The sequence below is a fragment of the Streptomyces sp. NPDC014894 genome (assembly GCF_043080985.1).
In the GTDB taxonomy this organism is placed as follows: domain Bacteria; phylum Actinomycetota; class Actinomycetes; order Streptomycetales; family Streptomycetaceae; genus Streptomyces.
In genome coordinates, this window is record NZ_JBIBWD010000010.1 from 77,254 (window position 1) to 100,169 (window position 22,916).

The following is a 22,916-nucleotide window of genomic DNA, read 5'->3' on the forward strand; positions in this document are numbered from 1 at the left end:
CCCCGCGCCCCCCGACCACCTCACGAGCCCCCGAGGCCCCCCGGAGAGGACCACCCCCGATGCTCGACCACCTCATTCGCTCCGCGACCGTCGTGGACGGCACCGGAGCGCCCGCCCGCACCGCCGACGTCGGTCTGCGCGACGGCCGGATCGCCGTCGTCGCCGACCCCGGAGCCCTCGGCGAGACGGACGCCGTCACCGGCGAGGACGCCTCCGGACTCGTCCTGGCCCCCGGATTCGTCGACCCGCACACCCACTACGACGCCCAGCTCTTCTGGGACCCGTACGCCACCCCCTCCATGAACCACGGCGTCACCACCGTCGCGGGCGGCAACTGCGGATTCACCCTCGCGCCGCTCCACCCGGACCGCCCCGAGGACGCCGACTACACCCGGCGGATGATGTCCCGGGTCGAGGGCATGTCCCTGGTCGCCCTGGAGGAGGGCGCGCCCTGGAACTGGCACACCTTCGGCGAGTATCTCGACGCCCTGGAGGGCCGGATCGCCGTCAACGCGGGCTTCATGGTCGGCCACTGCGCGCTGCGCCGCCATGTCATGGGCCCGGACGCCGTCGGCGGCCGCGCCACCCCGCACCAGCTCCGGCAGATGGTCGACCTGCTGCACGAGGCGATGGAGGCGGGCGCCTGGGGCCTGTCCACCACCCAGTCCGCCACCCACTCCGACGGCGACGGCGCGCCCGTCGCCTCCCGGCACGCCGGGCCCGAGGAGCTGATCGCGCTGTCGCGGGCGGTCGGCGACCACGAGGGCACCCAGCTGGAGGCGATCGTCGCGGGCTGTCTCGACGAGTTCAGCGACGCCGAGATCGACCTTCTCGTACGGATGAGCGCCGCCGCCGGACGGCCGCTGAACTGGAACGTCCTCACGATCGACGCCGCCGTCCCCGAGCGCGTCCCCCGCCAGCTGGCCGCCTCCGAACGGGCCCGCGCGGCGGGCGGCCGGATCGTGGCCCTCACCATGCCGATCCTCACCCCGATGAACATGTCGCTGGGCACCTTCTGCGCGCTCAACCTCATCCCCGGCTGGGGCGAAATCCTCGGCCTCCCGGTCCCGGAGCGGATCGAGCGCCTCCGCGACCCGGCGGTCCGCGCCGAACTGCTGCGCCGCGCCGACTCCAAGGAGGCCGGGGTCTTCCGCCGGCTGGCCGACTTCGGCCGGTACGTCATCGGCGACACCTACTCCGGGGCGAACGCGGGCGTCGGCGGACGCGTCGTCCGGGACATCGCCGCCGAGCGCGGCCAGGACGACTTCCAGTGTCTGGTGGAGATCTGCGCCAACGACGGTCTGCGCACGGTCCTGTGGCCGATGCCCACCGACGACGACCCCGCCTCCTGGGAGCTGCGCCGGCGGACCTGGCAGCACGAGGACGTCCTGCTCGGCGGCTCCGACGCGGGCGCCCATCTGGACCGGATGTGCGGGGCCCCGTACACCACGCGCTTCCTCGGCGACTGTCTGCGCGGCCGGAAGCTCGTTCCGCTGGAGGCGGCCGTGAAGATGCTCACAGACGATCCGGCCCGCCTCTTCGGGCTGCGCGAACGCGGCCGGATCGAGCCGGGGTTCCACGCCGACCTGGTCCTCTTCGACCCCGAGCGGATCGACGCGGGCCCGGCCTCCCTCGTCCACGATCTGCCCGGGGACGGCCCGCGGCTGGACGCGCGGGCGATCGGGATCGTCTCCGTGCGCGTCAACGGCGTGGAGACCGTGCGCGAGGACCGGACCACCGGCGCGGCGCCCGGGACCGTACTGCGCTCCGGCCGTGACACGAGGACGGTGCCGGCCGTATGAGCGCCCCGGAGGGAAGCACCCCGCGAGGACTCTTCATCGGCGGCGAGTGGGTCGAGCCCGACGGGGGGCACTACGAGGTGCTCGACCCGGCGACCGAGGAGCCCGTCGGGCTCGCTCCCGAGGCGAGCCGGGCCCAGGTGGACGCCGCGGCCGGGGCCGCCCGGGCGGCCTTCGACTCCTGGTCGCGCACCGAGCCCCGGGAGCGCGCGCGGATCCTCGACGCCGCCGCCGGGATCATCGAGCGGAACGCCCGGCCGTACGCCGACCTCGCCCGCGCCGAGACCGGCGCGACCACCGCCACCGCGCGCTCGATGCAGGTCGGGGTCGCCGCGGCCCGCTTCCGGCGGTACGCCAGGGGCGCGCTGGAGCCCGTGGAGCAGCCGCTGCCGCCGCAGGTCGGCGCGGCGGGCCCGATGGGGCGAGGGGGCGTGACGGGGGCGGTCGCCGTGCGCCGGCCGGTGGGCGTGGTCGCCTGCGTCACCTCGTACAACAATCCGTGGGCCAACGCGGCGGGCAAGGTCGCCCCGGCGCTCGCCATGGGCAACACCGTCGTGGTGAAGCCCGCCCCGCAGGATCCGCTCTCGGTCTACCGGATGGCCGAGGCCCTGGCGGAGGCGGGCGTCCCGCCGGGGGTGGTCAATGTGGTGACCGGCTCCGCGCCCGCCGTGGGCGAGGCCGCCGTCGGCTCCCCGGACGTCGACATGGTCAGCTTCACCGGCTCCACGGCCGTCGGCCGGCGTATCGGCGAGGTCTGCGGGCGGGAGATGAAGCGCCGGCTGATGGAGCTGGGCGGCAAGGGGGCGGCGCTGGTCTTCGACGACGCGGACCTGGACGCGGCGACGCTGGGCATCGGCACGACGTTCTCGTTCTACAGCGGCCAGATCTGTACGGCGCCGACCCGGGTGATCGCCCAGCGCGGGGTGTACGAGCGGCTGATCGCCCGGCTGAGCGGCTATCTGGCCCGGCTGCGGATCGGTCATCCCGCCGAACCCGGCACGGTCGTCGGCCCGCTGATCTCCGCCGCGCACCGCGATCGCGTCGAGTCCTATCTCGAACTGGGCCGTAAGGAGGGCGCCCGGCTCGTCGCGGGCGGCGAACGCCCGGCTCTGTCACGGGGCTTCTATGTCGCGCCCGCCCTCTTCGCCGACTGCGCGGCCGGGATGCGGATCGTCCGCGAGGAGATCTTCGGTCCGGTGGCGGTCGTCCTGCCCTTCGACACCGAGGAGGAGGCCGTCGCCCTCGCCAACGACACGGAGTACGGACTCATCGACTACATCTGGTCGGGGGACGTCGGGCGCGCCTTCCGGCTCGCGGCCCGGCTCCGCACCGGCGGTGTGGGGGTGAACACCGTCGCCCGCAACATGGAGGCCCCGTTCGGCGGCTTCAAACAGAGCGGCGTCGGCCGTGACGTCGGCTCCTTCGCCCTGCACGCCTACTCGGAGACCCAGGCCGTCACCTGGTCCGGCTGACGGACGGACCCGGCCCGGGGCGGGGCGTCCGGCCCCGCCCCGGCGGGCGGGCCGCTCACCCCGGGTCCCAGGACCGAGGTCCCCGGTGCGCCCCGCTCGTCCGTCTTCCGCCGCCCCGGCCGGTGATTCGCATAGGGCTCTCCCTTCCCTCACCGGTTCTGTCGCTCGTAACCCGAGCGTAGGTTCACGCCCCGCGCCGGACCTGTCTCAACTGGCAACCCCCTTGGACGTTCCGTGCAACGCCCGGAGCTGCGTCCCGGCCCCGCCCCCGGCGACCGCTCCCGCCGCTCCCGTCAGCACCGCCTGCCGCCGGTACTCGCGCGGACTCGCCCCGTACACCTCCCGGAACGCCCGGCCGAACACCGCCGCGCTGTTGAACCCCCATCGCGCCGCGACGCTGTGGATGGGCGCGGCCAGCAGCTCGGGCCGGACCAGATCGGCGCGGCACCGTTCGAGCCGGCGGCGGCGGATGGAGGCGGCCACGCTCTCGCCGCCGCCCTGGCCCTGGAAGAGGAGATACAGCGACCGCAGCGAGATGTGGTGGCGCTCGGCCACGGCCCGCGGGGTCAGCGCGGGGTCGCCGAGATTGTGGTCGATGAAGGAGTTGATCCGTTCCAGCAGCGCCCGGGCCCGGGTCTCGGCGGGGAGATCGCCGTAGGAGTCCAGCCGCGAGGCGAGGAACGCGGAGGAGAGGGCGAGCGTGGTGTCCGCGAGCTGCTCCAGCTCATGGGGGAGGCAGTCGCCCGCGTGGGTCTCCAGGGCGGTGACGAACTGCCCGAGGATCGCCCCCATGCCGGTCCGCCCGTCGAGCCGCCGCGCGAGCAGCCGGTCGACGCGGTCCGGGGGCAGCGACACGGCGTCCCGGGGCAGCGACACGATCACCACCCGCACCAGCGCGCCGTCGGGCCCGCCCGCCATGCTTCCGGTTCCGGCGTCGAAGGGGTGGGAGGAGTCGAAGAGGACCGCGTCCCCGGCGAACAGCTCGGCGTGGCTGCGGCGCTGGGATATCCACATGGTGCTCTGGGTCATGAACGCCAGGGAGTACCGCTCGGGGTCGCTCCGCCGGATCAGCTCGGGCGTGCGCCAGGACAGCAGCGAGGTGTACGAGAACCTCGACACCCGCACGCGTCCCAGCTCCAGCACCGCCGCCTCGGCCCGGAAGGAGTCGGTGTCCGCGAGCATCAGCCGGGTCGGCGCGACCTCCTGGGCGATGACGTCCTGGTACCACTCCGTCCGGTCCCGCGCGGGCACGGCCTCACTGGACACCACGGACAACATCTCGGCACCCCCCACCGCACGACCACTCGGGTCACCCGGGTCGACACGTTCCGCTCTGGTTCCACTTTCTCACGGCCGTCACGAAGGCGACAGGAGACGTTTACGCGGCGTACACAAGGGCGGAGGGAGGCGCGGGAAAATTTCATACCGGCCCAAACCGGGCGCTGCTGCGGTTATCGCACCTGGAAGAATGCGCCCCTCTCCTTGCAAGAAGTGTGCGCTGCCCGCCCTTGGTCTTTCAAGTGCAGGCGCAAGCGGAATATCCTCCCTTAAATCAAAGGTTCGCTATTCGGATGGCTTCCCTCCGGATGTGGAAACCGCAGCAATTAACGTCCTGTTCATGACTCAGACGGATGCGCGGCCCCGGGCCGGAGACGGCGCGGGGGACGCCCCCGGAGGGGCCGGCGGAGCACGCGCCAAGGGCCTCGGCGGGAATTCGGTGGGGCTGACGGGCAGCGCGGTCATCGGCATCTCCACCGTCGCCCCGGTCTACTGCCTGACCTCCACCCTCGGCTCCACGGCGGGCGAGGTCGGACTCCAGATGCCCGCGGTGTTCCTGGCCGGATTCCTGCCGATGCTGCTGGTCGCCTTCGCCTACCGCGAGCTGAACCGGGTCATGCCGGACTGCGGCACCTCCTTCACCTGGACGGTGAAGGCGTTCGGACCCCGCGTCGGCTGGATGTGCGGCTGGGGGCTGGTGATCGCCACGATCATCGTGCTCTCCAATCTCGCGGGCGTCGCCGCCTCCTTCTTCTGGCTGCTCGCGGGGGAGATCACCGGCAGCGAGTCCGTCGCCGGACTGGGCGACGCGAAGGCCGCGCACATCCTCACCGTGCTGATCCTCATCGCCGTCGCCACGGCCATCAGCTACCGGGGCATGACGGCCACCAAGGGCGTGCAGTACACGCTCGTGGCCCTGCAACTGCTGGTCCTCGGAGTCTTCGTGGCCATGGCGCTCGGCCGGGCGGACTCCTTCGAGACCTCGCTCTCCTTCTCCATGGAGTGGCTGAACCCGTTCGCCGTCGAGTCCTTCGCGGCCTTCACCGCGGGCCTCTCCCTCTCGATCTTCATGTACTGGGGCTGGGACGCCTGTCTCGCCGCCAACGAGGAGACCACCGGCAGCGACCGCACCCCGGGCCGCGCCGCCCTCATCGCGATGGTCGTCCTGGTCGGCGCGTATCTCGTCACCGGCATCGCCGCGCAGATGGCCGTCGGCTCCGGCGAGAAGGGCCTCGGCCTCGCCAACCCCGACACCTCCGACAATGTCTTCGCCGCGCTCGCGGGCCCGGTGATGGGCCCCGGACTGGGCGTCCTGCTCTTCGTCGCGGTCCTCGCCTCCGCCGCCGCGAGCCTCCAGACCACCTTCATCCCGGTCGCCCGCACGGTCCTCGCGATGTCCTCGTACCAGGCGCTGCCCCCGTCGTACGCCCGGGTGAACAGCCGCTTCAAGACCCCGGGCCGGGCCACCGTCGTGGCGGGCGCGGCGACCGGCGCGTTCTACACGGTGATGACCCTGGTGAGCGAGAACGTCCTGATCGACACGGTCTACGCGCTCGGCCTGATGATCTGCTTCTACTACTCCCTCACGGCCTTCGCCTGCGCCTGGTACTTTCGCCGCGAGCTGACCCGCTCCCCCCGCGACCTCCTCTTCAAGGGCCTCTTCCCGGGCGTCGGCGGGGCGCTGCTCGCCGCGGTCTTCGTCAAGACCCTGTACGACATGGGCGACCCGGCGTACGGCAGCGGCTCGGCGGTCCTCGGCGTCGGCTCCGTCTTCGTGATCGCCGTCGGACTGCTGCTGCTCGGGGTGGTGCTGATGACCGTGATGAGCCGCCGCAGCCCGGCCTTCTTCCGCGGCGAGGTGCTGACCCGCGACACCCCGTCCCTGATCGTCCCGGAGTAGCGCGCGGTGCCGGGGGGCGCGCGCTGCCCCCCCGGACCAGGCTCTAGTCCTCGGTCAGGAACACCTCGTACCGGTCCTCGTCCTCCGCCGGCGTCAGACCGAAGGAGAAGACGCCCCGCCCCTCGAAGGCGACGTCCACCGAGACGCCCTTCTCCGGTTCGCTGAATTCCGCCGTCATGGGCCCGGTGGTCGCGTCCCGCCAGTCCTTCACCCACGCGCGGGCGACGGCTTCCTCCGCCTCGCCCGGGTCGCCCTCCGCCAGGTCCACGAGCCCGTCCGCGTCCCCGGCGCTGATCTTGGCCAGTACCTGCTCGGCGGCGGCCAGCGATCCCGGCGTCGGCCGCCCGGTGACGCTCAGCCGCAGCTCGCCGACGCCGTTCTCCACCCGCTCGGGCGTCTTGTCGGTGTCCATGAAGTCGCTCTGCCCGACCACCACGATCCCGGCGAGCAGCGCGAACCCCGCGACCCAGCCCCCGATTCTCTCGACCGGTCTCTTCATCGGTTCCTCCCCGGCCCCGAGGCCGCTGTGCGATGGGCGGACGGGATCGTCCCGCGCACCCGTTCGAAGGCCGCGCCGAACGCGAGGCCGTCCGTGCGGCCGGCTCCCCGGGCCGCCGAGCCGACCGTGACGCCCGGCTCGCGCAACACCCGCACCAGCGGCAGATCCAGCAGCGGCCCGCACGGCTCGCCGCCCGTCCGGTACCCCGCGCGGCGGAACACCGCCTCTTGGGCGCGCACACCGGTCAGACAGTCGTCCAGAAGATCCACTGAGGCACGATCACACAGATAAATGGACGTTTCAACCATGGGTCGTACCGCCCGCCGCCTGTTGACTCCGGCATATGACAGAAGTCCGTCCCCGGCGCCACTGGCAAGACCGGCCGCCGGGCCGTTCCCCGCCGCCAGGCCCTCGGCCGCCCTCCCCGCGCCTTCGAGGAGTACGTCGCCCGGACCGCCCCCACCGGGATCCGGGCCGCCCGAGGCGTACGGGGGGCCCGGCCGGGTCCCCCGTACCCCCGTCTCATCCGCCCAGGAACACCGGGTTGGTGAACCCGGCCAGCCTCCCCGAGGGATGCCGCACCTCCAGCCGCGCGTACCCGGCCCGCCCCGCGCCCGTCCGCCACTCCCCGCCCCGCCATCCCCCGGCCCCCGCTCCGGCGTCGCTCCCCGCCCCCGCCCCCGCCCTCGCCCTCGCCCCGGCTCCCGCCGCCCGGTCGGCCCCCGTCCCCGACCCCGGCTCCAGATCCGCCGCCGCCCGGGTCAGCAACACCCCCTGCTCGGTGACCAGCCGCACCGAGCCGCCGTCCGGCGCCCCCGCCACCGCGAACCGCACCGTCACCGGCGCGTCCGCCGCCGCCCGCAGCCGCTCCCCGATCCCCGCCCGCCGCCCTCTCCCGTCCCCCGCCGACAGGGCCAGCGACACCGCCGACGACTCCACGACATAGCTGCGCCCCCTCCGCAGCCCCTCCAGCACCGCCGCCCGCGTCAGCTCCTCCGCGAGCACCACCGTCTGCGGCCCGCCCACCGGATCGGGGTCCCGGTGCGCGTCGCTGTTGCCCATCGCCGGAATCCATCTGCCGCGCGCCAGCGCCGCGTCCCACGCCTGGAGGGAGACCTCGTCGTCGGCGGTGTACGACCCGTTCCACACCTCCACCGCGTCCGCCTCCCCGAGCCCGAACTTCCAGCCGCAGCCGACACAGCTCGCGTGCGGATGCGCGGGCACCACCAGCCCGCCGGCCCGCCGGATCTCCCGGGCGAACCGCCCGAAGCGGTTCTCCCGCGCCCGGTACCGCCAGTCGACGAAGGTCCCCGGGTCGGTGCCCAGCGCCAGCACGTGCCCGGTGCGCGTGGTGATCTCCTCACCGGTGAGGATCAGCAGATCGTCCCCGGCGTGCTCGGCCCAGAACGGCTGCCCGGCATGGGTGTTGTGCTCCGAGGTGTGGATGAAGTCGAGCCCGGCGGCCCGCGCCAGCGCCGCGATCTCGCCCGGGGTGCGCCGCCCGTCCGAGTGCCACGAGTGCAGATGGCAGTCCCCCCGGTACCAGGCCCGCCCCCGGCCCCCGGCGCGCTCCGGCGGATAGATCCGCTCGGGCGTCCGGCCCGGCTCCCCGTAGCGCAGCGTGATGGTCACCTCGTACGGCAGTCCCCGGGGCGCGACCGTGTAGGGCCCGAGCACGATGTGCCAGACGCCCGCCCGCACCGGGCCCGCCACATACCCCGGAGTGGCGTCGTCGGCCCGGATGAAGAACGATGTCCGCGCCCCTCCCGACCAGCCCCTGAACCCCTCCCCGCCGAGCGCGACGCCCCGTTCGTCGAAGATCCCGATGTCGAGCGCGTTGCCGGGCGTCCCGGCGGGGACCGCGGGGCGTTCGTAGCCGTACGAGACGGCCAGTTCCCGCACCCCCCGGCCCACCTCCACCGGCAGATAGACATAGTCGGGCGCGTCGGGCGGCAGCACGCCCCGGACGACCCTGATCTCCCCGTCCGTGTGCGGCGCGGCCCCGGCGAAGCTCACAGCTCCCAACGTAAGCGCCGAGGCCGCCCCCGTCACCAGGAGCCCCCGCCGGCCCATGGCATGTCCCTCACGTACCTCGTCGTGGCGCATACGGCTGGACTCCTCACGCTCTCCGTACGGCGGAAGTGCTGCCCTGAGACTCTGTTACCGACCCGTGAACAGACCCGCAAGACGGGGAGTGAGCCAGACCGCGCGGGTAGGGCGACGGGTGGGGAATCCATCCCTGAGCATCTTGAGAACGACGACAAGGAACGCGATGCGCCTGGCGACTGCGCTCTTTCTGACCGATCGGACCATCAGCCCCGTACGGCTCGCCCGCGCCCTGGAGGAGCGCGGCTTCGCCGGACTCCACCTCCCCGAGCACACCCATATCCCGGTGGAGCGGAGCAGCCCGTTCCCGCTCGGCGGCGAACTGCCCGAGGAGTACGGCCGCAGCCTCGATCCCTTCGTCGCCCTCGCCCAGGCGGCGGCGGTGACCACCCGGCTCGCCATCGGCACCGGCGTCGCCCTCGTCGCCCAGCACGACCCGATCGGCCTCGCCAAGCAGATCGCGACCCTGGACCATCTCTCCGGCGGCCGCTTCACCTTCGGGGCCGGATACGGCTGGAACCGGGAGGAGGCCGAGGACCACGGCGTCGAATGGGCCACCCGGCGGGCCAGGGTCCATGACTCGCTGGCGCTGATGCGCGCCCTGTGGGCCGGCGAACCCACCGCGTACACGGGGGAGTACGGCTCGGTCCGGGCCTCCCTCGCCCACCCCAAGCCCGCGGGAGGGGCCCCTCCGGTCCTCCTCGGCGGCGGGGCGGGCCCCGGGCTCTTCGCCGCCGTCGCCGCCCACGCCGACGGCTGGCTCCCGCTCGGCGGCGCCGGACTGACGGAGTCGCTGCCCGCGCTGCGCGAGGCGTGGGAGGCGGCGGGCCGCGCCCCCGGCGATCTGCGGGTGATCCCCTTCGGCGTGGTCCCCGACGCGGACGGGCTGGCCCGCTTCGCGGACCTCGGCATCGAGGAGGTCGTCCTCCAGCTGCCCTCCGCCCCCGAACCGGAGATCCTGCGGGCGCTCGACGGCTACGCCCAGTACCTCTGACGGCGTCGGCCCTCAGTAGGCGAAGGAGGCGGCCACCGGCAGATGATCGCTGTCCGTCGCGGGCAGCGTCCGCGCGGACACCGGCCGCAGCCCGTCGGCGAGGATGTGATCGATCCTGGCCACCGGGAAACGGGCCGGCCAGCTGAAGCCGAAGCCGTCCCCCGCCGCGTCCTGGGCCGAGGTCATCCCGTCCAGCAGCGGGGCCAGCGCACGGTCGTCCGCGGTGCCGTTGAAGTCGCCGACCAGGAGGGTCCGCTTCGACCGGTCCCGCTCGACGGCCTCCGCGAGAAGCTTCGCCGCCGCGTCCCGGCGACCGGTGGCGAAGCCGGACGCCGGGGTGACCCGCACCGACGCCAGATGGGCGACGAAGACGGTGACGGGCCCCTTCGGCGTGGCCAGGGTGGCGCGCAGCGCCCGGGGCCAGGGCATGATCTCCAGCGGCTCCGCCGAGGTCACCTCGTACGTGCTCCACAGGCCGACCCCGCCCTGCACGGTGTGGTGGCGGTAGCGCTCGGGCAGCGCGGCCCGGAACCGGTCCCGCGCGGCGGGCGACAGCTCCTGTACGGCGATCACCTGCGCCCCCGACGCGGCGAGCGCCCGGGCGGCGCCCTCGGGGTCCGCGTTGTCCTCGGCCACATTGTGGCTGACCACCGTCAGCTCACCGCCCCCTTCCCCCTTGTCCAGCAGCACCCCGCCGAACAGCGCGAGCCATGCCAGCGCCGCGAGCGTCACCCCGCCCAGCGCGACCCACGACCGCCGCACCAGCGCGCCCACCGCCAGCACCGCCACCGCCACCCCCGACCACGGCAGAAACGTCTCCACCAGGCTCCCCACCCCCAACCCCCCACCAGGCACCCCCGAATACCCCACCACCACCAACCCCCCCGCCCCCACCCCACCCACACTCCCAACCACCCAGCCCCGCCGCCCTGCTGAATCCCAGCCCCACCGGCGATTGAGGCGCGACGGGCCTGAAATCCAGCCCCGCCGGCGTTCGAGGCGCGACGGGCCTGAATTCCAGCCTCGCCGGCGTTTGAGGCGCGATGTCCCGTTGGTGTCGCTCTCCTCGGTCGGCGGGTCACCGAAGCCCGCCTCTTCGGGTTCCTGAGCTTCGCCCGGCGGCTGAGTCGAACTCCAGCCCCGCCGGCGTTCGAGGCGCGATGGACCTGAATTCCAGCCTCGCCGGCGTTTGAGGCGCGGCGTCCCGTTGGTGTCGCTCTCCTCGGTCGGCGGGTCCGCGAAGCCCGCCTCTTCGGGCTCCTGAGTTTCGCCGGGCGGCTGAGTCGAACTCCGGCCCCGCCGGCGATTGAGGCGCAAACCCCCTGATGCGGACTGCTGCGCGGACAAGTGCTGCCTCCGGATGACGGGCACGCGGAAGGTCGCGTACACCCCCACCCTGCGCGGCCCCCGCATCCACCTCGCCGCCCCCGCTCCTCGCCCCCCGCTCGACCATGTCTCCGCCCTGTATCGACACGCACCGGGCAGCGCCCACCAGGCCAGACAGGCCAGACAGGCCAGACAGAGGCCAGACAGCCTCAGGCAGACCCGGGCGGCCCGGCCTCCGCCGGAGGCGGATCCCCCTCCGGCAGCCTCAGCACCGCGACCGCCCCCCCACCCTCCGCGTTCGTGAATTCGAGCGTCGCCCCGATGACCACCGCCTGCCCCAGCGCGATCGTCAGCCCCAGCCCGTGCCCGTGCCCGCGTTCCGAAGCGCCGGTGCGGAACCGCTGCGGCCCCTCCGTCAGGAGGGATTCCGGGAAGCCGGGACCGTGGTCGCGGACGACGACGGTCCCGCCGTCCACCCGGACCTCGACGGGCCCGCGCCCGTGCCGGTGCGCGTTGATCACCAGGTTGGAGATGATGCGGTCCAGCCGGCGCGGATCGGTCTCCACGCGCCGGTCGCTGACGACCACCGTCCGGGTCGGCTCCCCGGCCCGCGCCACGGACGCCTCCACCACGCTCCCCACCGGCACCCATCGCGGATCCGCCGCCTCCGCCCCCGCGTCCAGCCGGGAGATCTCCAGCAGATCCTCGACCAGCCCGCGCAGCACCCGCACCCGGTCCCGCACCAGCTCGGTCGCCCGGCCCTCGGGCAGCAGCTCGGTGGAGGTGACCAGCCCCATCAGCGGGGTCCGCAGCTCGTGGGCGACGTCGGCGGTGAAGCGCTGCTCGTTGACGATCCGTTCCTGGAGCGCGTGCGCCATCGAGTCGACCGCCCCCGCGATCTCGGTGATCTCGTCCCCGCCGGACCCGCCCGCTCCCGTACGGGCGTCGAGATCGCCGTCCGCGATGTGCCGGGCGGTGCGCGCGACGCGGCGGAGCCGCCGGTTGAGCAGTTCGGTGATGACGAGGGAGAGGGGGACGATCACGACGAGGGCCGCCGCGGAGGCCTTCACGATGGTGCGGTCCAGGGCGGCGAGGCTCATGTCCGAGGGCCCCATGTGGATCCGTACGGCGAGCACTCCGCCGTCGACCCGCTGAGCGGCCCACATCCACGGGCCCTGCACGCTCTCGGTGTCGTACCAGGCCCCGGTCCCGTCGAGTTCCTCGACGCGTTCGAGCAGTTCGGGCGGCATCTCGGCCGGGTCGAACACGGTGTACTCGGGGGGCGTTCCGCCGTTCTCCCGGTACTCCCGCTCCGACGCCTCCAACTCCATGAAGGCCCGGCCCTCCCCCTCCCACCGGAACCGGTCGGCGGTGGCCCGGTGCACGATGACGCCCACGGCGAGCGCCACGGCGCAGGACGCGGCGATCACCAGGGCGGCGATCTTCCACCGCAGGGATCGCCAGTTCCACAGGCTCCGCCAGGCCGACGCGGCGGTGCTCCACGCGCCCCGCGCGCCCTGTGTACCCCGTGTACCCCGTGTCCTCAACGTGCTCCGCACCTCAGCGCCGCAGCTTGTAGCCGAAGCCGCGCACGGTCTCGACGCGGTCCGCGCCGATCTTCCGCCGGAGCCGCTGCACACAGAGGTCGACCACGCGGCTGTCGCCGTCCCAGCCGTAGTCCCAGACCTTGCGCAGCAGCGTCTGCCGGTCCAGGACGATCCCGGGATGGGCGGCGAACTCCAGCAGCAGCCGCAGCTCGGTCGGGGCCAGCGCGATCCGCTCGCCGTCCCGGAAGACCTCCAGCCCGCGGGTGTCCACCGTCAGATCGCCGAAGATGAGCCGGTCCCGGTCCGCGTCCCGGTCCGCAGCGGCAGCGGCAGCGGACCCGGCGGGACCGGCGGACCCGGCGGATTCCTGAGCCTCCGGCGCGAAGGTGACCCGCCGCAGCAGCGCGCGGATCCGCGCCACCAGTACGGGGGTGTCGACGGGCTTCACCACATAGTCGTCGGCCCCCGCCTCCAGCCCCGAGACCACGTCCAGCGAGTCGCCCCGGGCGGACATCATCAGGATCGGGGCCTGGCTGGTCTCGCGCACCTTGCGGCAGAGTCCGATGCCGTCCAGCTCGGGCAGCATCACGTCCAGCAGCAGGAGGTCGGGCGTGTGCTCACGGAAGCGTTCGAGACCGGTGAGCCCGTCGGCGGCCGACAGCATCCGGTAGCCGTAGCGTTCCAGAGCCATCGAGACGGCGGTACGGATCACCTCGTCGTCCTCGACGAGGAGGACGACCGGAGCCTGCTCGGCCGGCCGGCCGCCGCCCCCTGCCGTCACGGCTCCCTGCGGGTCAGCGATCACGCCATGCCTTTCGGTGGTGCCCAGTCTGTCGCTCGACCTCCATAGTGCCTGGTCGGGCGACGGCTCTGCCCTCCCGCTCCGGGCATGGCGGTCTCTCCCGGGAACCTACGGCGGCTGTGTATCAGTCCGGTACGCGCCAGGCATCGGCGAGCGCGCGATCCGGCCCCGGGCCCGCCGCCGGCGACGGTCCCGGCCCCCGCCCCCCCGCCCACGCAGCCGCTCGCCGGGCGACGGGCCCCGCCCCCCGCCCACGCAGCCGCTCACCGCTCCCCGACCAGCGCCTCCCCCACACTCGTCCGCGCGTACAGCACCACCCGCCCGGTCCGGTGCGCGCTCACCAGCCCGGCCGCCCGCAGGGCCGTCAGATGCTGTGAGACGCCTCCCGCCGACAGACTGATCCGCCGGGCCAGGTCGGTCGTGGAGGCGGGGGCCGTCAGCTCGGCCAGCAGCCGCGCCCGGGTGCGCCCCAGCACCCCCGCCAGCGCGTCGGAGCACGGCTGCGGCCCGAGCTTCCACAGGGTTCCGATCCCGCGCGGGGGATAGCGCAGGGTGGGCTGCCAGTCGGAGCGGCCCAGATTGGAGAAGATCTGCGGCCAGGCGAAGGCCGAGGGCACCAGCAGCAGCCCCCGCCCGCCGAGCCGCTGTGTCCCCCGGCTGGATCTGCGGACCAGCTGGAGGGTGCCGGAGTCCCAGCTCAGCTGGGGCCCGAAGTCGTCGAAGAGCCGCCGGGCGCCGCCCTCGGCGAAGTGGATGGCCCGGTGCAGGATGTCGCCCTCGAAGAGAGCCAGCATCCGGGGCCAGTACGGCGCGATCGCCAGCTCCCAGTACGCGGCGATGACGTCCGACAGCCGGCCCAGCTCCCGCGCGGGGTCCGAGCGCAGCTCCTCGGCGTATCCCTGCACCCCGGGGGTGGAGGTGCGAAGAAGCTCCGGCGGGGTCGCCCGAAGGGTCGTCAGCTCCACTTCGAGGGAGGGCTGGGGCGTCGTCGGCGGCGGCGCCAGAAAGGACGGAATGCACTCCGCCGGCACGGTGATCAGCCGGGACAGCGGGGTGATGTCCAGCTTCGCCGTTTCGAGCAACGGCCTTACCTGCTCCGTCCACTGACGGTGCATTCCCTGGTCGTCCGCCCCCTTGAGCACCCGTACACTCGCCACCACCTCCCACAGGGGAGAGACGGCGAAACGCGTACGCGCCATGTCCTCAGCCGTGAATTCGATCTCGACAGTGCCGCCTTGAGCACGCCCCACTCGCACCATTCAGTCCACACTAAATGATTGGTACGGAAATTGGGGCCCCGGCAGGGTGAGGAGCATGCCCTCACCGAGCCCTTGGCGGGTGCCCGACTTCCGTACGCTCTTCTCCGCCGCCGTCCTCACCAACCTCGCCGTCAACATCGGCCATGTCACCGTCCCCCTGATCGCCGTGACCGCGCTGGACGCGGGCCCGGGCGAGGTCGGTCTGCTGGCCACCCTGACGACCGTGGCGTTCCTGCTGATCGGACTGCCCGCCGGAGCCTGGATCGACCGGATGCGCCACCGCCGCGTCCTGATCGCGGCGGAGCTGGTGCGCGGAGTGCTCACCCTCTCGATACCCCTCGCGTGGCAGCTCGACGCGCTCACTCTCGAACATCTGTACGTGGCCGTCCTGCTCACCGGCTGCGCCACCGTCTTCGGCGATGTCGCGGCGCAGAGCGCGCTGCCGGGAATCGTCGGCCGGGAGAGCCTGGTGGGGGCCAACACGGCGCTGGTGAGCCTTCAGGCGGCGGGCCAGGTCGCGGGCCGGGGCGCGGGCGGCGCACTGGTCCAGCTGCTGACCGCGCCGGCGGCGGCCGCCGCCGTGGGGCTCCTCCACCTCGTCTCGGCCCTGCGGTACACCGGAATCCGGGAGGCGCCCCGCCCCGGGCCCGGGGAGCGGCCGCCGAGGCTGACCGCCCGGATCAGGGAGGGGCTGCGCCATGTGCTGGCCCACCGCGAGCTGCGCGCGCTCGTGCTGGCCGGATCCCTCTCCAACCTCGGCCTCCAGCTCATCAACACCCTGCTCCCGGTGCTCTTCACCCGGGAGCTGGGCCTCTCGCCCGCCGTCCTCGGCCTGTACTGGGCGGCGGGCGGCGTGGGCGTCTTCCTCGGGGCCCGCGCGGCCCGTGTCGTCGTCCGCCGGTGGGGCGGCGACCACAGCCGGGCCATCGGCTTCGTCGGACTGGCCCTCGCCCCGGCCCCGCTGGCGATCCCCCTGCTGGACCGGGGCGGCTGGCTCTGGCTCGCGGCGGCCGGCTGGGTGCTCGCCATCGGCAAGGTCGGCGTGGACAACGTCCTCGCGGTCACCCTGCGCCAGCGCCTCACGCCCGATGGACTCCTCGGCCGGATGAACGCCACCTTCCGCTTCATGCTGATGGGCGCGCTGGCCCTGGGCTCGGCCCTCGCGGGCGTGATCGGCGAACTGGCGGGGGTGCGCGCGGCGATGTGGGCGGGCGCGGTGTGCATGGGGCTGTCGTTCGTCCCCGTACTGATCACCTCGCTGCTCCGCCGTCGCGGCGCGCGGGCGGCGGAGAATGGCGGGGAACCCGAAGAAAGAGGCCAGATGCGCGAGTTGACGTTCCGGGGAAGTGACGGCTGCCCCCTCCACGCCGAGGTGAGCGGCCCCGAGGCGACCGGCTCGGGCCGCGACCCCGTGATCCTGCTCCACGGCGGCGGCCCCGACCACCGCAGCCTGCTCCCGCTGGCGGCCCGGCTCGGCCCCGCGCACACCGCCGTCCTGCCCGACATCCGGGGCTGGGGCCGTTCCGTCTGCGCGGACCCGGCCCGCCACACCTGGTCGCGGTACGCCGACGACGTCACCGCCCTCCAGGACCGTCTGGGCGCCGAACGCGCGGTGCTCGTCGGTACGGGCCTGGGCGGCACGATCGCGCTCCGCACGGCCCTGGAACACCCGGACCGGGTGCGCGCGATCGTGGTGATCAGCGTGGAGGACATCGAGGACGACGAGGCGAAGGAGGCCGAACGCCTCTTCTTCGAGCGGTTCGCCGCCCGGGTGCGCGCGGAGGGCGTGGCGGCGGCCTGGGCCCCGGTTCTGCCCGGCCTCGCCCCGCTCATCGGGAATCTGGTCCGCGAGGCGATCCCCCGCTCCGACCCGGCGAGCGTGGCCGCCTTCTGCGCGCTCGGCGAGGACCGCGCCTTCCGCGAGGTGTCCGAGCTGGCCGCGATCACCGCCCCCGCCCTGATCGTCCCCGGCATGGACGCCCGCCACCCCACCGCACTGGCGGCCGAGGTCGCCCGGACCCTCCCGCACGGCCGCCTCGCGCCGGTCGCGCTCTCCGGCGAACTGCTGACGGCGGAGGATCTGGGCGCGGCGATGGGGCCGCTGGTCGCGGACTTCCTGGCGGAGCTGCAGACCCCGTGCCCCGGTGACCCCGTGCCCCGGTGACCCGCCCCGGCGGCCCGGGACCCCGGGCCCGCGCCGGGCTCGGCCTCCTGACCCGGGGCCCGCGCGCCGGGCGCGGACCCCGGTCGGCCGGGAGGGCTGCTCCTACTGCGGGAAGTTCGCCCGCAGCTTCACCACGGAGGCGGAGCCGGTCGTGATCCCGGACGCCCCGCCCTTGAGGACGAGGGTGCTCTCGCTGTTGTCGGAGATCATCAGGTCGGCGTCGCCGTCCCGGTCGGCGTCCCGGAGCCGGACGAACGCGCCGAACATCCCGGTCTCGCGGGGCTCGCCCGGCACACCCGCCGTCGCCCGCGTGAACCACTGCGACCCGCCGCCGGTCAGCCCCTTCTTCCCGCCGCGCAGCACATGGACGCCGCCCGCGGCGTCGAGGCCGCCGACGGTCTCCATGGCGCTCACGGCGAGATCCGGATACCCGTCCCGGTTCGTGTCCCCCGCCGACAGCGAGAAGCCGAACTCGTCACCGGCCGTCAGCGAGGTCGCGACCCCGGCGGTGCCCTGGGTGAGCCGGTACGAGCCGCCGGGGCCGCTCTTCCCGCCGCGCAGCACCAGCACCGACCCCGCGTGCTTCTTGTACGGGGTGTCGTTGACCGCGAGGTCGCCGTAGCCGTCCTTGTCGAAGTCCGGGACGACGCCTTCGGGGCTGTAGTCCGGGGTGGCGGCGTTGTACGTCGAGGGCTTCTTCGGGGCGGTGACGGTGGAGCCGCCGCGCAGGAACCAGGTGCCCGAGTTCTGCCGCCCGTTCGCGTACCCCGCCCCGAGGACGTACAGGTCGACGGCCTTGTCCTTGGTGACCTTCCCGGCGGCGAGGCCGGTGATCTCCAGCAGCGCGTCATGGTTCGGGGTGTGCCGGGTGACCTTTCCGGTCCCGCCGTTCCTGGAGGAGAACCCGCCCCGGTAGATGTGGACGGACTGATCGTCGGCGACGGCGAGATCGGCCTTGCCGTTGCCGTCGAAGTCGCCTGCCGCGAGGTGCCGGCCGAACCCCATGTCGGCCCTGGGCGACTTCAGCGGCAGCGTGGTGGCCTTCGAGCCGAGTCCGGACTTCGTCCCCCAGACCACGACCACCATGCCCTGGCCCCGGCGATTCCCGACCTTCTCGGTGGGGTCGGCGACGGCGAGATCGGCGTAGCCGTCGTTGTTGAAGTCGGCGGCCGCCATGGCGGAGCTGAAGCCGTCGGCGCCGGTCAGCGTGCCGGGTATGCCGGGGCTGCGCTGGTCGAACTCCTTGGTCTTGCCGCCGGGTCCGGCGGCGGTGCCGTAGGTGAGGGTGACCGACTGCCCGGTGACGCTGGTCGCGTAGTCGCGGTATCCGTCGCCGTTGAAGTCGTCTGTGTACTTCGCGGGCTTTGCGGGCTTCGCGGCGGCGGTCGCCTGACCGGTGGCGAGGGAGAGCAGCCCGCCGGCGAGGGCGACGGCGGTGGCGGTCGCGACGACACGGCGGAGGCGGGTGGGGCGGATGGACAAAGGGTGCTCCTGTGGATGCGCTGGTGCGCCGGGGACCCGCGCGGTGTGCGCGGCCCCCGGCCGAGGGGGGACGACGACTACTGCGGGAAGTTCGCGAGCATCCTCAGCTCGTACGCCGATCGCGCGGTGATACCGGACGTCTCGCCGTCGAGCCGGACGCTGTTCCAGCCCTGGTCGGTGACGAGCAGATCGATGTCGCCGTCCCGGTCGAGGTCGCGGAGCCGGACGTCGGTGCCGAACAAGCCGTTGCTCCTGGGTTCGCCGGGGATGCCCGCCGTGGCGCGGGTGAACCACTGAGATCCGGCTCCGGTCAGCCCCTTCTTCCCGCCGCGCAGGATGTGGACGCCGCCCGCCCCCTCGACGGAGCCGATCCGCTCCGTGGCCCCGACCGCGAGGTCCTGGTAGCCGTCCCGGTCGGTGTCGCCGGCCGAGAGCGAGAAGCCGAAGCCGTCGTGCTTGGCCGCCCCGGTGGCGATCCCGGCGGTGGACTGCGTGAGCCGGTACGTGCTCCCCGGGCCGTTCTTCCCGCCGCGCACCACCCGCACGGCCCCGGTGAAGCCCTTGTCCGCGAAGTCGCCGATGGCGAGGTCGCCGTAGCCGTCCTTGTCGAAGTCGGCGACGACGCCCTCGCGCGCGGCGTGGGAGGCGTTGTACGCCGTGGGCTTCTTGGCGGCCTTGACGGTCGAGCCGCCGCGCAGGAACCAGGTGTTCGACCCGTCGGCGGCGGCCCCGAAGACGTACAGGTCGGCCGCCCTGTCCTTGGTGACCTTCCCGGCCGCCAGACCGGTCACTTCGAGCTGATCACGGTGCTGGTGCCGGGTGACCTTGCCGGTGCCGCCGTTCTTGGAGGAGAAGCCGCCCCGGAAGACATGGACGGACTTCTGGTCGGCCACGGCCAGGTCGGCCTTGCCGTTGCCGTCGAAGTCCCCGGCGGCGAGGTGGCGGCCGAGGCCCTGCCGGGCGTACGAGGTCTTCAGCGCGAGGGAGGCGGCCTTGGCGCCCAGCCCGGACTTCGAGCCCCACATGATCACGACCAGGCCCCGGCCCTTGTGCTTGCCCACCTTCTCCTCGGGGTCGCTGACGGCGAGGTCCGCGTAGCCGTCGTTGTTGAAGTCGGCGTTGGCGCGGACGTCGCCGAAGGCGTCGCCGCCCGCGGCGCGCGTACCCGGTATCCCGGGGCTGTTCTGGTCGAACGTCTCGCTCTCGCGCCCCGGACCGTCCGCGGTCCCGTAGGTGACGACGACCGAGCCGGGAGTCTCGAACGACGCGTAGTCGCGGTGGCCGTCGCCGTTGAAGTCGTCGGCGTGCTTGGCGGGGGCCGCGGCGACGGTCCCGGCCGAGAGACCGAGCAGTCCGCCGGTGAGGGCGGCGGCGGTGGCCGTCGCGACGACGAGACGAAGGTTCGTGCGCATGATCATGCGGAGGTCTCCTGCTGAGTGCGGGCCGTGTCCACGGCCGCGCGGTCTGATACCCGCGCCCCGGATGACGTCATGGGGACGGGGGTACAGAAGAGACTCCCGAGTCTCCTCAACGGTTGTACGCGTCAGACCCGGTGATAAGTCCGGCGGACCGCCCCGGCTACAGGACCCCGCTCACATCGACCAGGTCCCCGGCTCCATCGGCCGCGTACCGCGTGTGCCGACCCTCGCCGAACAGCTCGCCGACGAACATCGCCGCGTTCTCGATCGGCTCCGTCCGCCCCTCCAGCGCGACCCGCACCCGCCGGCGCGCACCCGCGTGCGCCACCAGCAGATCGGCCCGGCTCCGCGAGGGCGCGTCCACGCCCAGCAGCTCTACGCCGTGCTCGCCGAGCATCCCGTACTGATCGCCGAGGTCCGTCACCAGCCAGGCCAGGTGCGCCCAGGGCGGGGACGGCGGGGCCGGCATCCACACCCACTCGTTCCGCGCGCAGTCCTCCTCCGGGACGGGCCCGAGCGGGAAGACCGGCAGCCTCGGATCGGGCGTCTCCACGTCCCGGAAGGAGAACCCCCGGCTCGCGCAGTCGACCCGGCTCAGCTCCATGCCCAGCGGCCCACTGCGAAAGGCCGCCCCGCCGACGCGCGCCAGGAACCGCGCGACGGCGAGCGTCTTCCCGTCCCCCCGCAAGCCACCCGGCGGGAGCGGCGGGTACCAGGCCCGAAGTACGTCGGTCATACGGCGTGCGTACGCGCGTACGCGACGAACGCGGCCCACGCGGGCGCGGGCAGGTCGAGCCGCCCGTCGGAGGGCTGCTTGGAGTCGCGTACGTGGATGAGGGTGGGGCAGGCGGCGACTTCGACGCAGTTGCCGCCGGAGCCATCGCTGTAGCTGGACTTGTCCCAGGTGAGAGCGACTTCCAGGCACTCGCCGCCTGATCCGCTGCTGTAGGTGCTCTTGACCCAGTGGAGGTGCTCGCTGTTCATGGTGCTCCCAGCAACGTCTCGATGAGGGACAGGGATTCGTCGGTCCGGAGGGCCCGCGATCGCATAATCCCATAGCGTTCGCTGAAGATGCGCACCTCATCCTGGTCGGTGATGAGCTTGGGGTATCCCTGGGCTTCGATATAGGCGACTTGCCTTCGCCCCTTGGGAGTCAGCAGGGTGAATGAGCTGTCCAGCGAGGGGTGGTCGGGGCAGTTGATGGGCATCACTTGAATCTCGATGTTCCGCTTCTGACCTGCGTCGAGCAGTTTCCGCAGCTGCTCCTTGTGAACGGCGACACCTCCAGTGGGCCGTCGCAACAGAGCCTCTTCCATCAGAAAGGTGAAGGTGGGGGCGGGCCACTTCTCCAGGATTACCTGGCGGGCCATGCGATCGGCGACGCGCTTCTCCATGGTTTGTTCGCTCAGCAAGGGGCGCCAGTGCATGAAGTTGGCGCGGGCGTACTCCTTCGTCTGAAGCAGTCCGGGAACGGCCTGGACGCTGTACACATGCAGTGCGAGCGCTTGTGCCTCCGCATCGGCATAGTCCCGGAACCAGTCCGGATGCCGCTTCCGCGCCTGCGCGAGGGCCTTCTCGACGTCGTCGATGGCGGCCTTGAGGAGCCCGCCGGCCTTGAGGGCGTCGTCGGCGCGGTTGAGGAAGTCGGGTTGGGTGGGACGTACGCCGCGTTCGATGGAGGAGACGAGATCTTCGCTGAAGCTGAGGGCTTTGCCGAGGTCTTTCTGACTCATCCCGGACGCGGTGCGGAGGATCTTCACCTGGAGCCGGAGGGTATTGAAGAGGAAGGCCGTCCCGTCCAGTTCGATCGGGAGTTCGGGACGCCGCTCACGGGCTGCGTCTGACATGTCCGTACCGCCTTTGTGTGTGTGCCTGGGCAGGCACGGCCGAGGCCCCGTACAGCACACCGGACGCACCCGTACCGATACCCAGCGTCGTGACATCACTGCTGTTCAGCAGTATGGGTATGGGCCCACGCTCGGTGACATGAATCCCCAAACCCCCACTCACACGGTTGAATTCGCCCAGCGCTTCCCGGCGACCCGCAAGTGCGCGCAGATGGCGCGGCTCTTGGCGGTGCACGCCATGGACGGCTGGGGGATCCCGGTCGGGACGGACTCGTCCGACGCGGCGGCGCAGATCGTGGCGGAGCTGGCCGCGAACGCGGTGACGCACGCGAAGCTGCCGGGCAGGGAGTTCGAACTCCGCCTGGCGCTGACTCCGGACACGTTGCGCATCGAGGTCTCGGACGCGCGGGCGGAACGCGCGCCGATCCCCAGAGAGGCGACACCGGACGCGGAATCGGGCCGGGGCCTCTTCCTGATCGAGGCCCTGGCGTCGTCCTGGGGCACCAAGGACCGCGCGGTCGGCAAGACGGTCTGGGCGGATGTGTCCCTTACTCCCTGACCGCTGCCGGACGGGGGCTCAACTGGCGCTGAGCCCCTGGCCGGGCGGGCCGCCCGGCTCGGAGACCTTCCGGGGAGACCGCCCGTGGAGCGACGTCTCCACCACGCTGGAGCCGCTGTTCGACCACTCGGACGAGGACGGCAGCCTGACGCCCGCCGAGTGCGCGGCGATGCTGCCCCGGCTGGAGGAGATCATCGACCGGCGACGGCACGACGCCGACCCCGTTCACCGGCGCCGCGTCGAGGACACACGGGAACTGGTCGCGGTCATGAGGGCCTGCGTGGACATCGATGCCGACCTTCTCTTCTGCTGACCGCCGGACGCCTGGCCGTCGGTTTCGGTTCATTCCACGGCGGGTGTCTACGGCTCGCTGCGGAGTGGATTTCCGCTCACGGCGTTGACGCGGGCCCGGTCGTGCCCTTGGCGTACCCCTTCCGCGCGGGGTGCGCACCCGGTGGGGGAGC

General features: G+C 73.0%; 20 protein-coding genes. 7 read left to right on the forward strand and 13 right to left on the reverse strand.

Going from position 1 to position 22,916, the window contains the following annotated elements; all coding sequences use genetic code 11:
• The first annotated feature begins 59 nt into the window (after window positions 1-59).
• Together ACF089_RS23985 and ACF089_RS23990 are read left to right on the forward strand one after the other, a co-directional pair.
• Window positions 60-1,802 carry an amidohydrolase family protein gene (locus ACF089_RS23985; protein WP_392029959.1) on the forward strand — a complete coding sequence of 581 codons (1,743 nt, stop codon included), beginning with the start codon at window positions 60-62 and terminating at the stop codon, window positions 1,800-1,802.
• On the forward strand, window positions 1,799-3,271 hold the full coding sequence (locus ACF089_RS23990; protein WP_392029961.1) for an aldehyde dehydrogenase family protein: 1,473 nt from the start codon (window positions 1,799-1,801) through the stop codon (window positions 3,269-3,271). Before ACF089_RS23985 ends, ACF089_RS23990 begins: the two co-directional genes overlap by 4 nt.
• A 207-nt stretch (window positions 3,272-3,478) precedes the next feature.
• Here ACF089_RS23990 and ACF089_RS23995 read toward each other — a convergent pair whose 3' ends face one another.
• A complete protein-coding gene (locus tag ACF089_RS23995) occupies window positions 3,479-4,537 on the reverse strand; it encodes a helix-turn-helix domain-containing protein (RefSeq protein WP_392029964.1) in 1,059 nt (352 codons plus the stop codon).
• Between the two features lie 352 nt (window positions 4,538-4,889).
• Between ACF089_RS23995 and ACF089_RS24000 the strand changes: the two genes are divergently transcribed.
• Window positions 4,890-6,449 (forward strand): APC family permease, encoded by a 1,560-nt coding sequence (locus tag ACF089_RS24000; RefSeq protein WP_392029967.1) that lies wholly within the window; start codon window positions 4,890-4,892, stop codon window positions 6,447-6,449.
• A gap of 43 nt (window positions 6,450-6,492) precedes the next feature.
• Here ACF089_RS24000 and ACF089_RS24005 read toward each other — a convergent pair whose 3' ends face one another.
• The 3 genes from ACF089_RS24005 to ACF089_RS24015 all read right to left on the reverse strand — a co-directional run bounded on the left by ACF089_RS24005 (window position 6,493) and on the right by ACF089_RS24015 (window position 9,054).
• Entirely contained in the window at window positions 6,493-6,948 is a 456-nt protein-coding gene (locus ACF089_RS24005; RefSeq protein ID WP_392029970.1) for a hypothetical protein, read from the reverse strand.
• The gene (locus ACF089_RS24010; protein ID WP_392029973.1) at window positions 6,945-7,217 is read right to left on the reverse strand and encodes a hypothetical protein; all 273 of its coding nucleotides are present in this window, start codon (window positions 7,215-7,217) and stop codon (window positions 6,945-6,947) included. Before ACF089_RS24010 ends, ACF089_RS24005 begins: the two co-directional genes overlap by 4 nt.
• A 253-nt stretch (window positions 7,218-7,470) precedes the next feature.
• Window positions 7,471-9,054, reverse strand: a complete 1,584-nt coding sequence (locus tag ACF089_RS24015; RefSeq protein ID WP_392029976.1) for a CehA/McbA family metallohydrolase — start codon at window positions 9,052-9,054, stop codon at window positions 7,471-7,473.
• Window positions 9,055-9,220: 166 nt separating this feature from the next.
• Between ACF089_RS24015 and ACF089_RS24020 the strand changes: the two genes are divergently transcribed.
• A complete protein-coding gene (locus tag ACF089_RS24020; RefSeq protein WP_392029979.1) occupies window positions 9,221-10,048 on the forward strand; it encodes a TIGR03619 family F420-dependent LLM class oxidoreductase in 828 nt (275 codons plus the stop codon).
• A 12-nt stretch (window positions 10,049-10,060) separates the two neighbouring features.
• On the opposite strand, the gene ACF089_RS24025 is transcribed toward ACF089_RS24020, so the two are convergent.
• The 4 genes from ACF089_RS24025 to ACF089_RS24040 form a co-directional block, all read right to left on the reverse strand.
• Window positions 10,061-10,870 (reverse strand): endonuclease/exonuclease/phosphatase family protein, encoded by an 810-nt coding sequence (locus ACF089_RS24025; protein ID WP_392029983.1) that lies wholly within the window; start codon window positions 10,868-10,870, stop codon window positions 10,061-10,063.
• Between the two features lie 713 nt (window positions 10,871-11,583).
• Window positions 11,584-12,846, reverse strand: a complete 1,263-nt coding sequence (locus ACF089_RS24030; protein ID WP_392030561.1) for an ATP-binding protein — start codon at window positions 12,844-12,846, stop codon at window positions 11,584-11,586.
• Window positions 12,847-12,934: 88 nt separating this feature from the next.
• A complete protein-coding gene (locus ACF089_RS24035; protein ID WP_392030564.1) occupies window positions 12,935-13,612 on the reverse strand; it encodes a response regulator transcription factor in 678 nt (225 codons plus the stop codon).
• 374 nt (window positions 13,613-13,986) lie between these two features.
• Window positions 13,987-14,982 (reverse strand): helix-turn-helix domain-containing protein, encoded by a 996-nt coding sequence (locus tag ACF089_RS24040; RefSeq protein WP_392029986.1) that lies wholly within the window; start codon window positions 14,980-14,982, stop codon window positions 13,987-13,989.
• 55 nt (window positions 14,983-15,037) lie between these two features.
• On the opposite strand from ACF089_RS24040, the gene ACF089_RS24045 reads away from it, so the two are divergent.
• On the forward strand, window positions 15,038-17,146 hold the full coding sequence (locus ACF089_RS24045) for an MFS transporter (RefSeq protein ID WP_392029989.1): 2,109 nt from the start codon (window positions 15,038-15,040) through the stop codon (window positions 17,144-17,146).
• Window positions 17,147-17,248: 102 nt separating this feature from the next.
• Here ACF089_RS24045 and ACF089_RS24050 read toward each other — a convergent pair whose 3' ends face one another.
• The 5 genes from ACF089_RS24050 to ACF089_RS24070 form a co-directional block, all read right to left on the reverse strand.
• Entirely contained in the window at window positions 17,249-18,628 is a 1,380-nt protein-coding gene (locus ACF089_RS24050; RefSeq protein WP_392029991.1) for an FG-GAP and VCBS repeat-containing protein, read from the reverse strand.
• A 77-nt stretch (window positions 18,629-18,705) separates the two neighbouring features.
• Window positions 18,706-20,040 carry an FG-GAP and VCBS repeat-containing protein gene (locus tag ACF089_RS24055; protein ID WP_392029994.1) on the reverse strand — a complete coding sequence of 445 codons (1,335 nt, stop codon included), beginning with the start codon at window positions 20,038-20,040 and terminating at the stop codon, window positions 18,706-18,708.
• Window positions 20,041-20,206: 166 nt separating this feature from the next.
• The gene (locus ACF089_RS24060; protein ID WP_392029997.1) at window positions 20,207-20,782 is read right to left on the reverse strand and encodes a hypothetical protein; all 576 of its coding nucleotides are present in this window, start codon (window positions 20,780-20,782) and stop codon (window positions 20,207-20,209) included.
• Window positions 20,779-21,030, reverse strand: a complete 252-nt coding sequence (locus ACF089_RS24065; protein WP_392030000.1) for a DUF397 domain-containing protein — start codon at window positions 21,028-21,030, stop codon at window positions 20,779-20,781. The genes ACF089_RS24060 and ACF089_RS24065 overlap by 4 nt, the downstream gene beginning before the upstream one ends.
• Window positions 21,027-21,893, reverse strand: a complete 867-nt coding sequence (locus ACF089_RS24070) for a helix-turn-helix domain-containing protein (RefSeq protein WP_392030003.1) — start codon at window positions 21,891-21,893, stop codon at window positions 21,027-21,029. Before ACF089_RS24070 ends, ACF089_RS24065 begins: the two co-directional genes overlap by 4 nt.
• Before the next feature lie 139 nt (window positions 21,894-22,032).
• Between ACF089_RS24070 and ACF089_RS24075 the strand changes: the two genes are divergently transcribed.
• Together ACF089_RS24075 and ACF089_RS24080 are read left to right on the forward strand one after the other, a co-directional pair.
• Window positions 22,033-22,452: an ATP-binding protein gene (locus tag ACF089_RS24075; protein WP_392030006.1), complete on the forward strand. Its 420-nt coding sequence runs from the start codon at window positions 22,033-22,035 to the stop codon at window positions 22,450-22,452.
• Window positions 22,433-22,765 carry a hypothetical protein gene (locus ACF089_RS24080; RefSeq protein WP_392030009.1) on the forward strand — a complete coding sequence of 111 codons (333 nt, stop codon included), beginning with the start codon at window positions 22,433-22,435 and terminating at the stop codon, window positions 22,763-22,765. Before ACF089_RS24075 ends, ACF089_RS24080 begins: the two co-directional genes overlap by 20 nt.
• The last annotated feature ends 151 nt before the right edge of the window (window positions 22,766-22,916 follow it).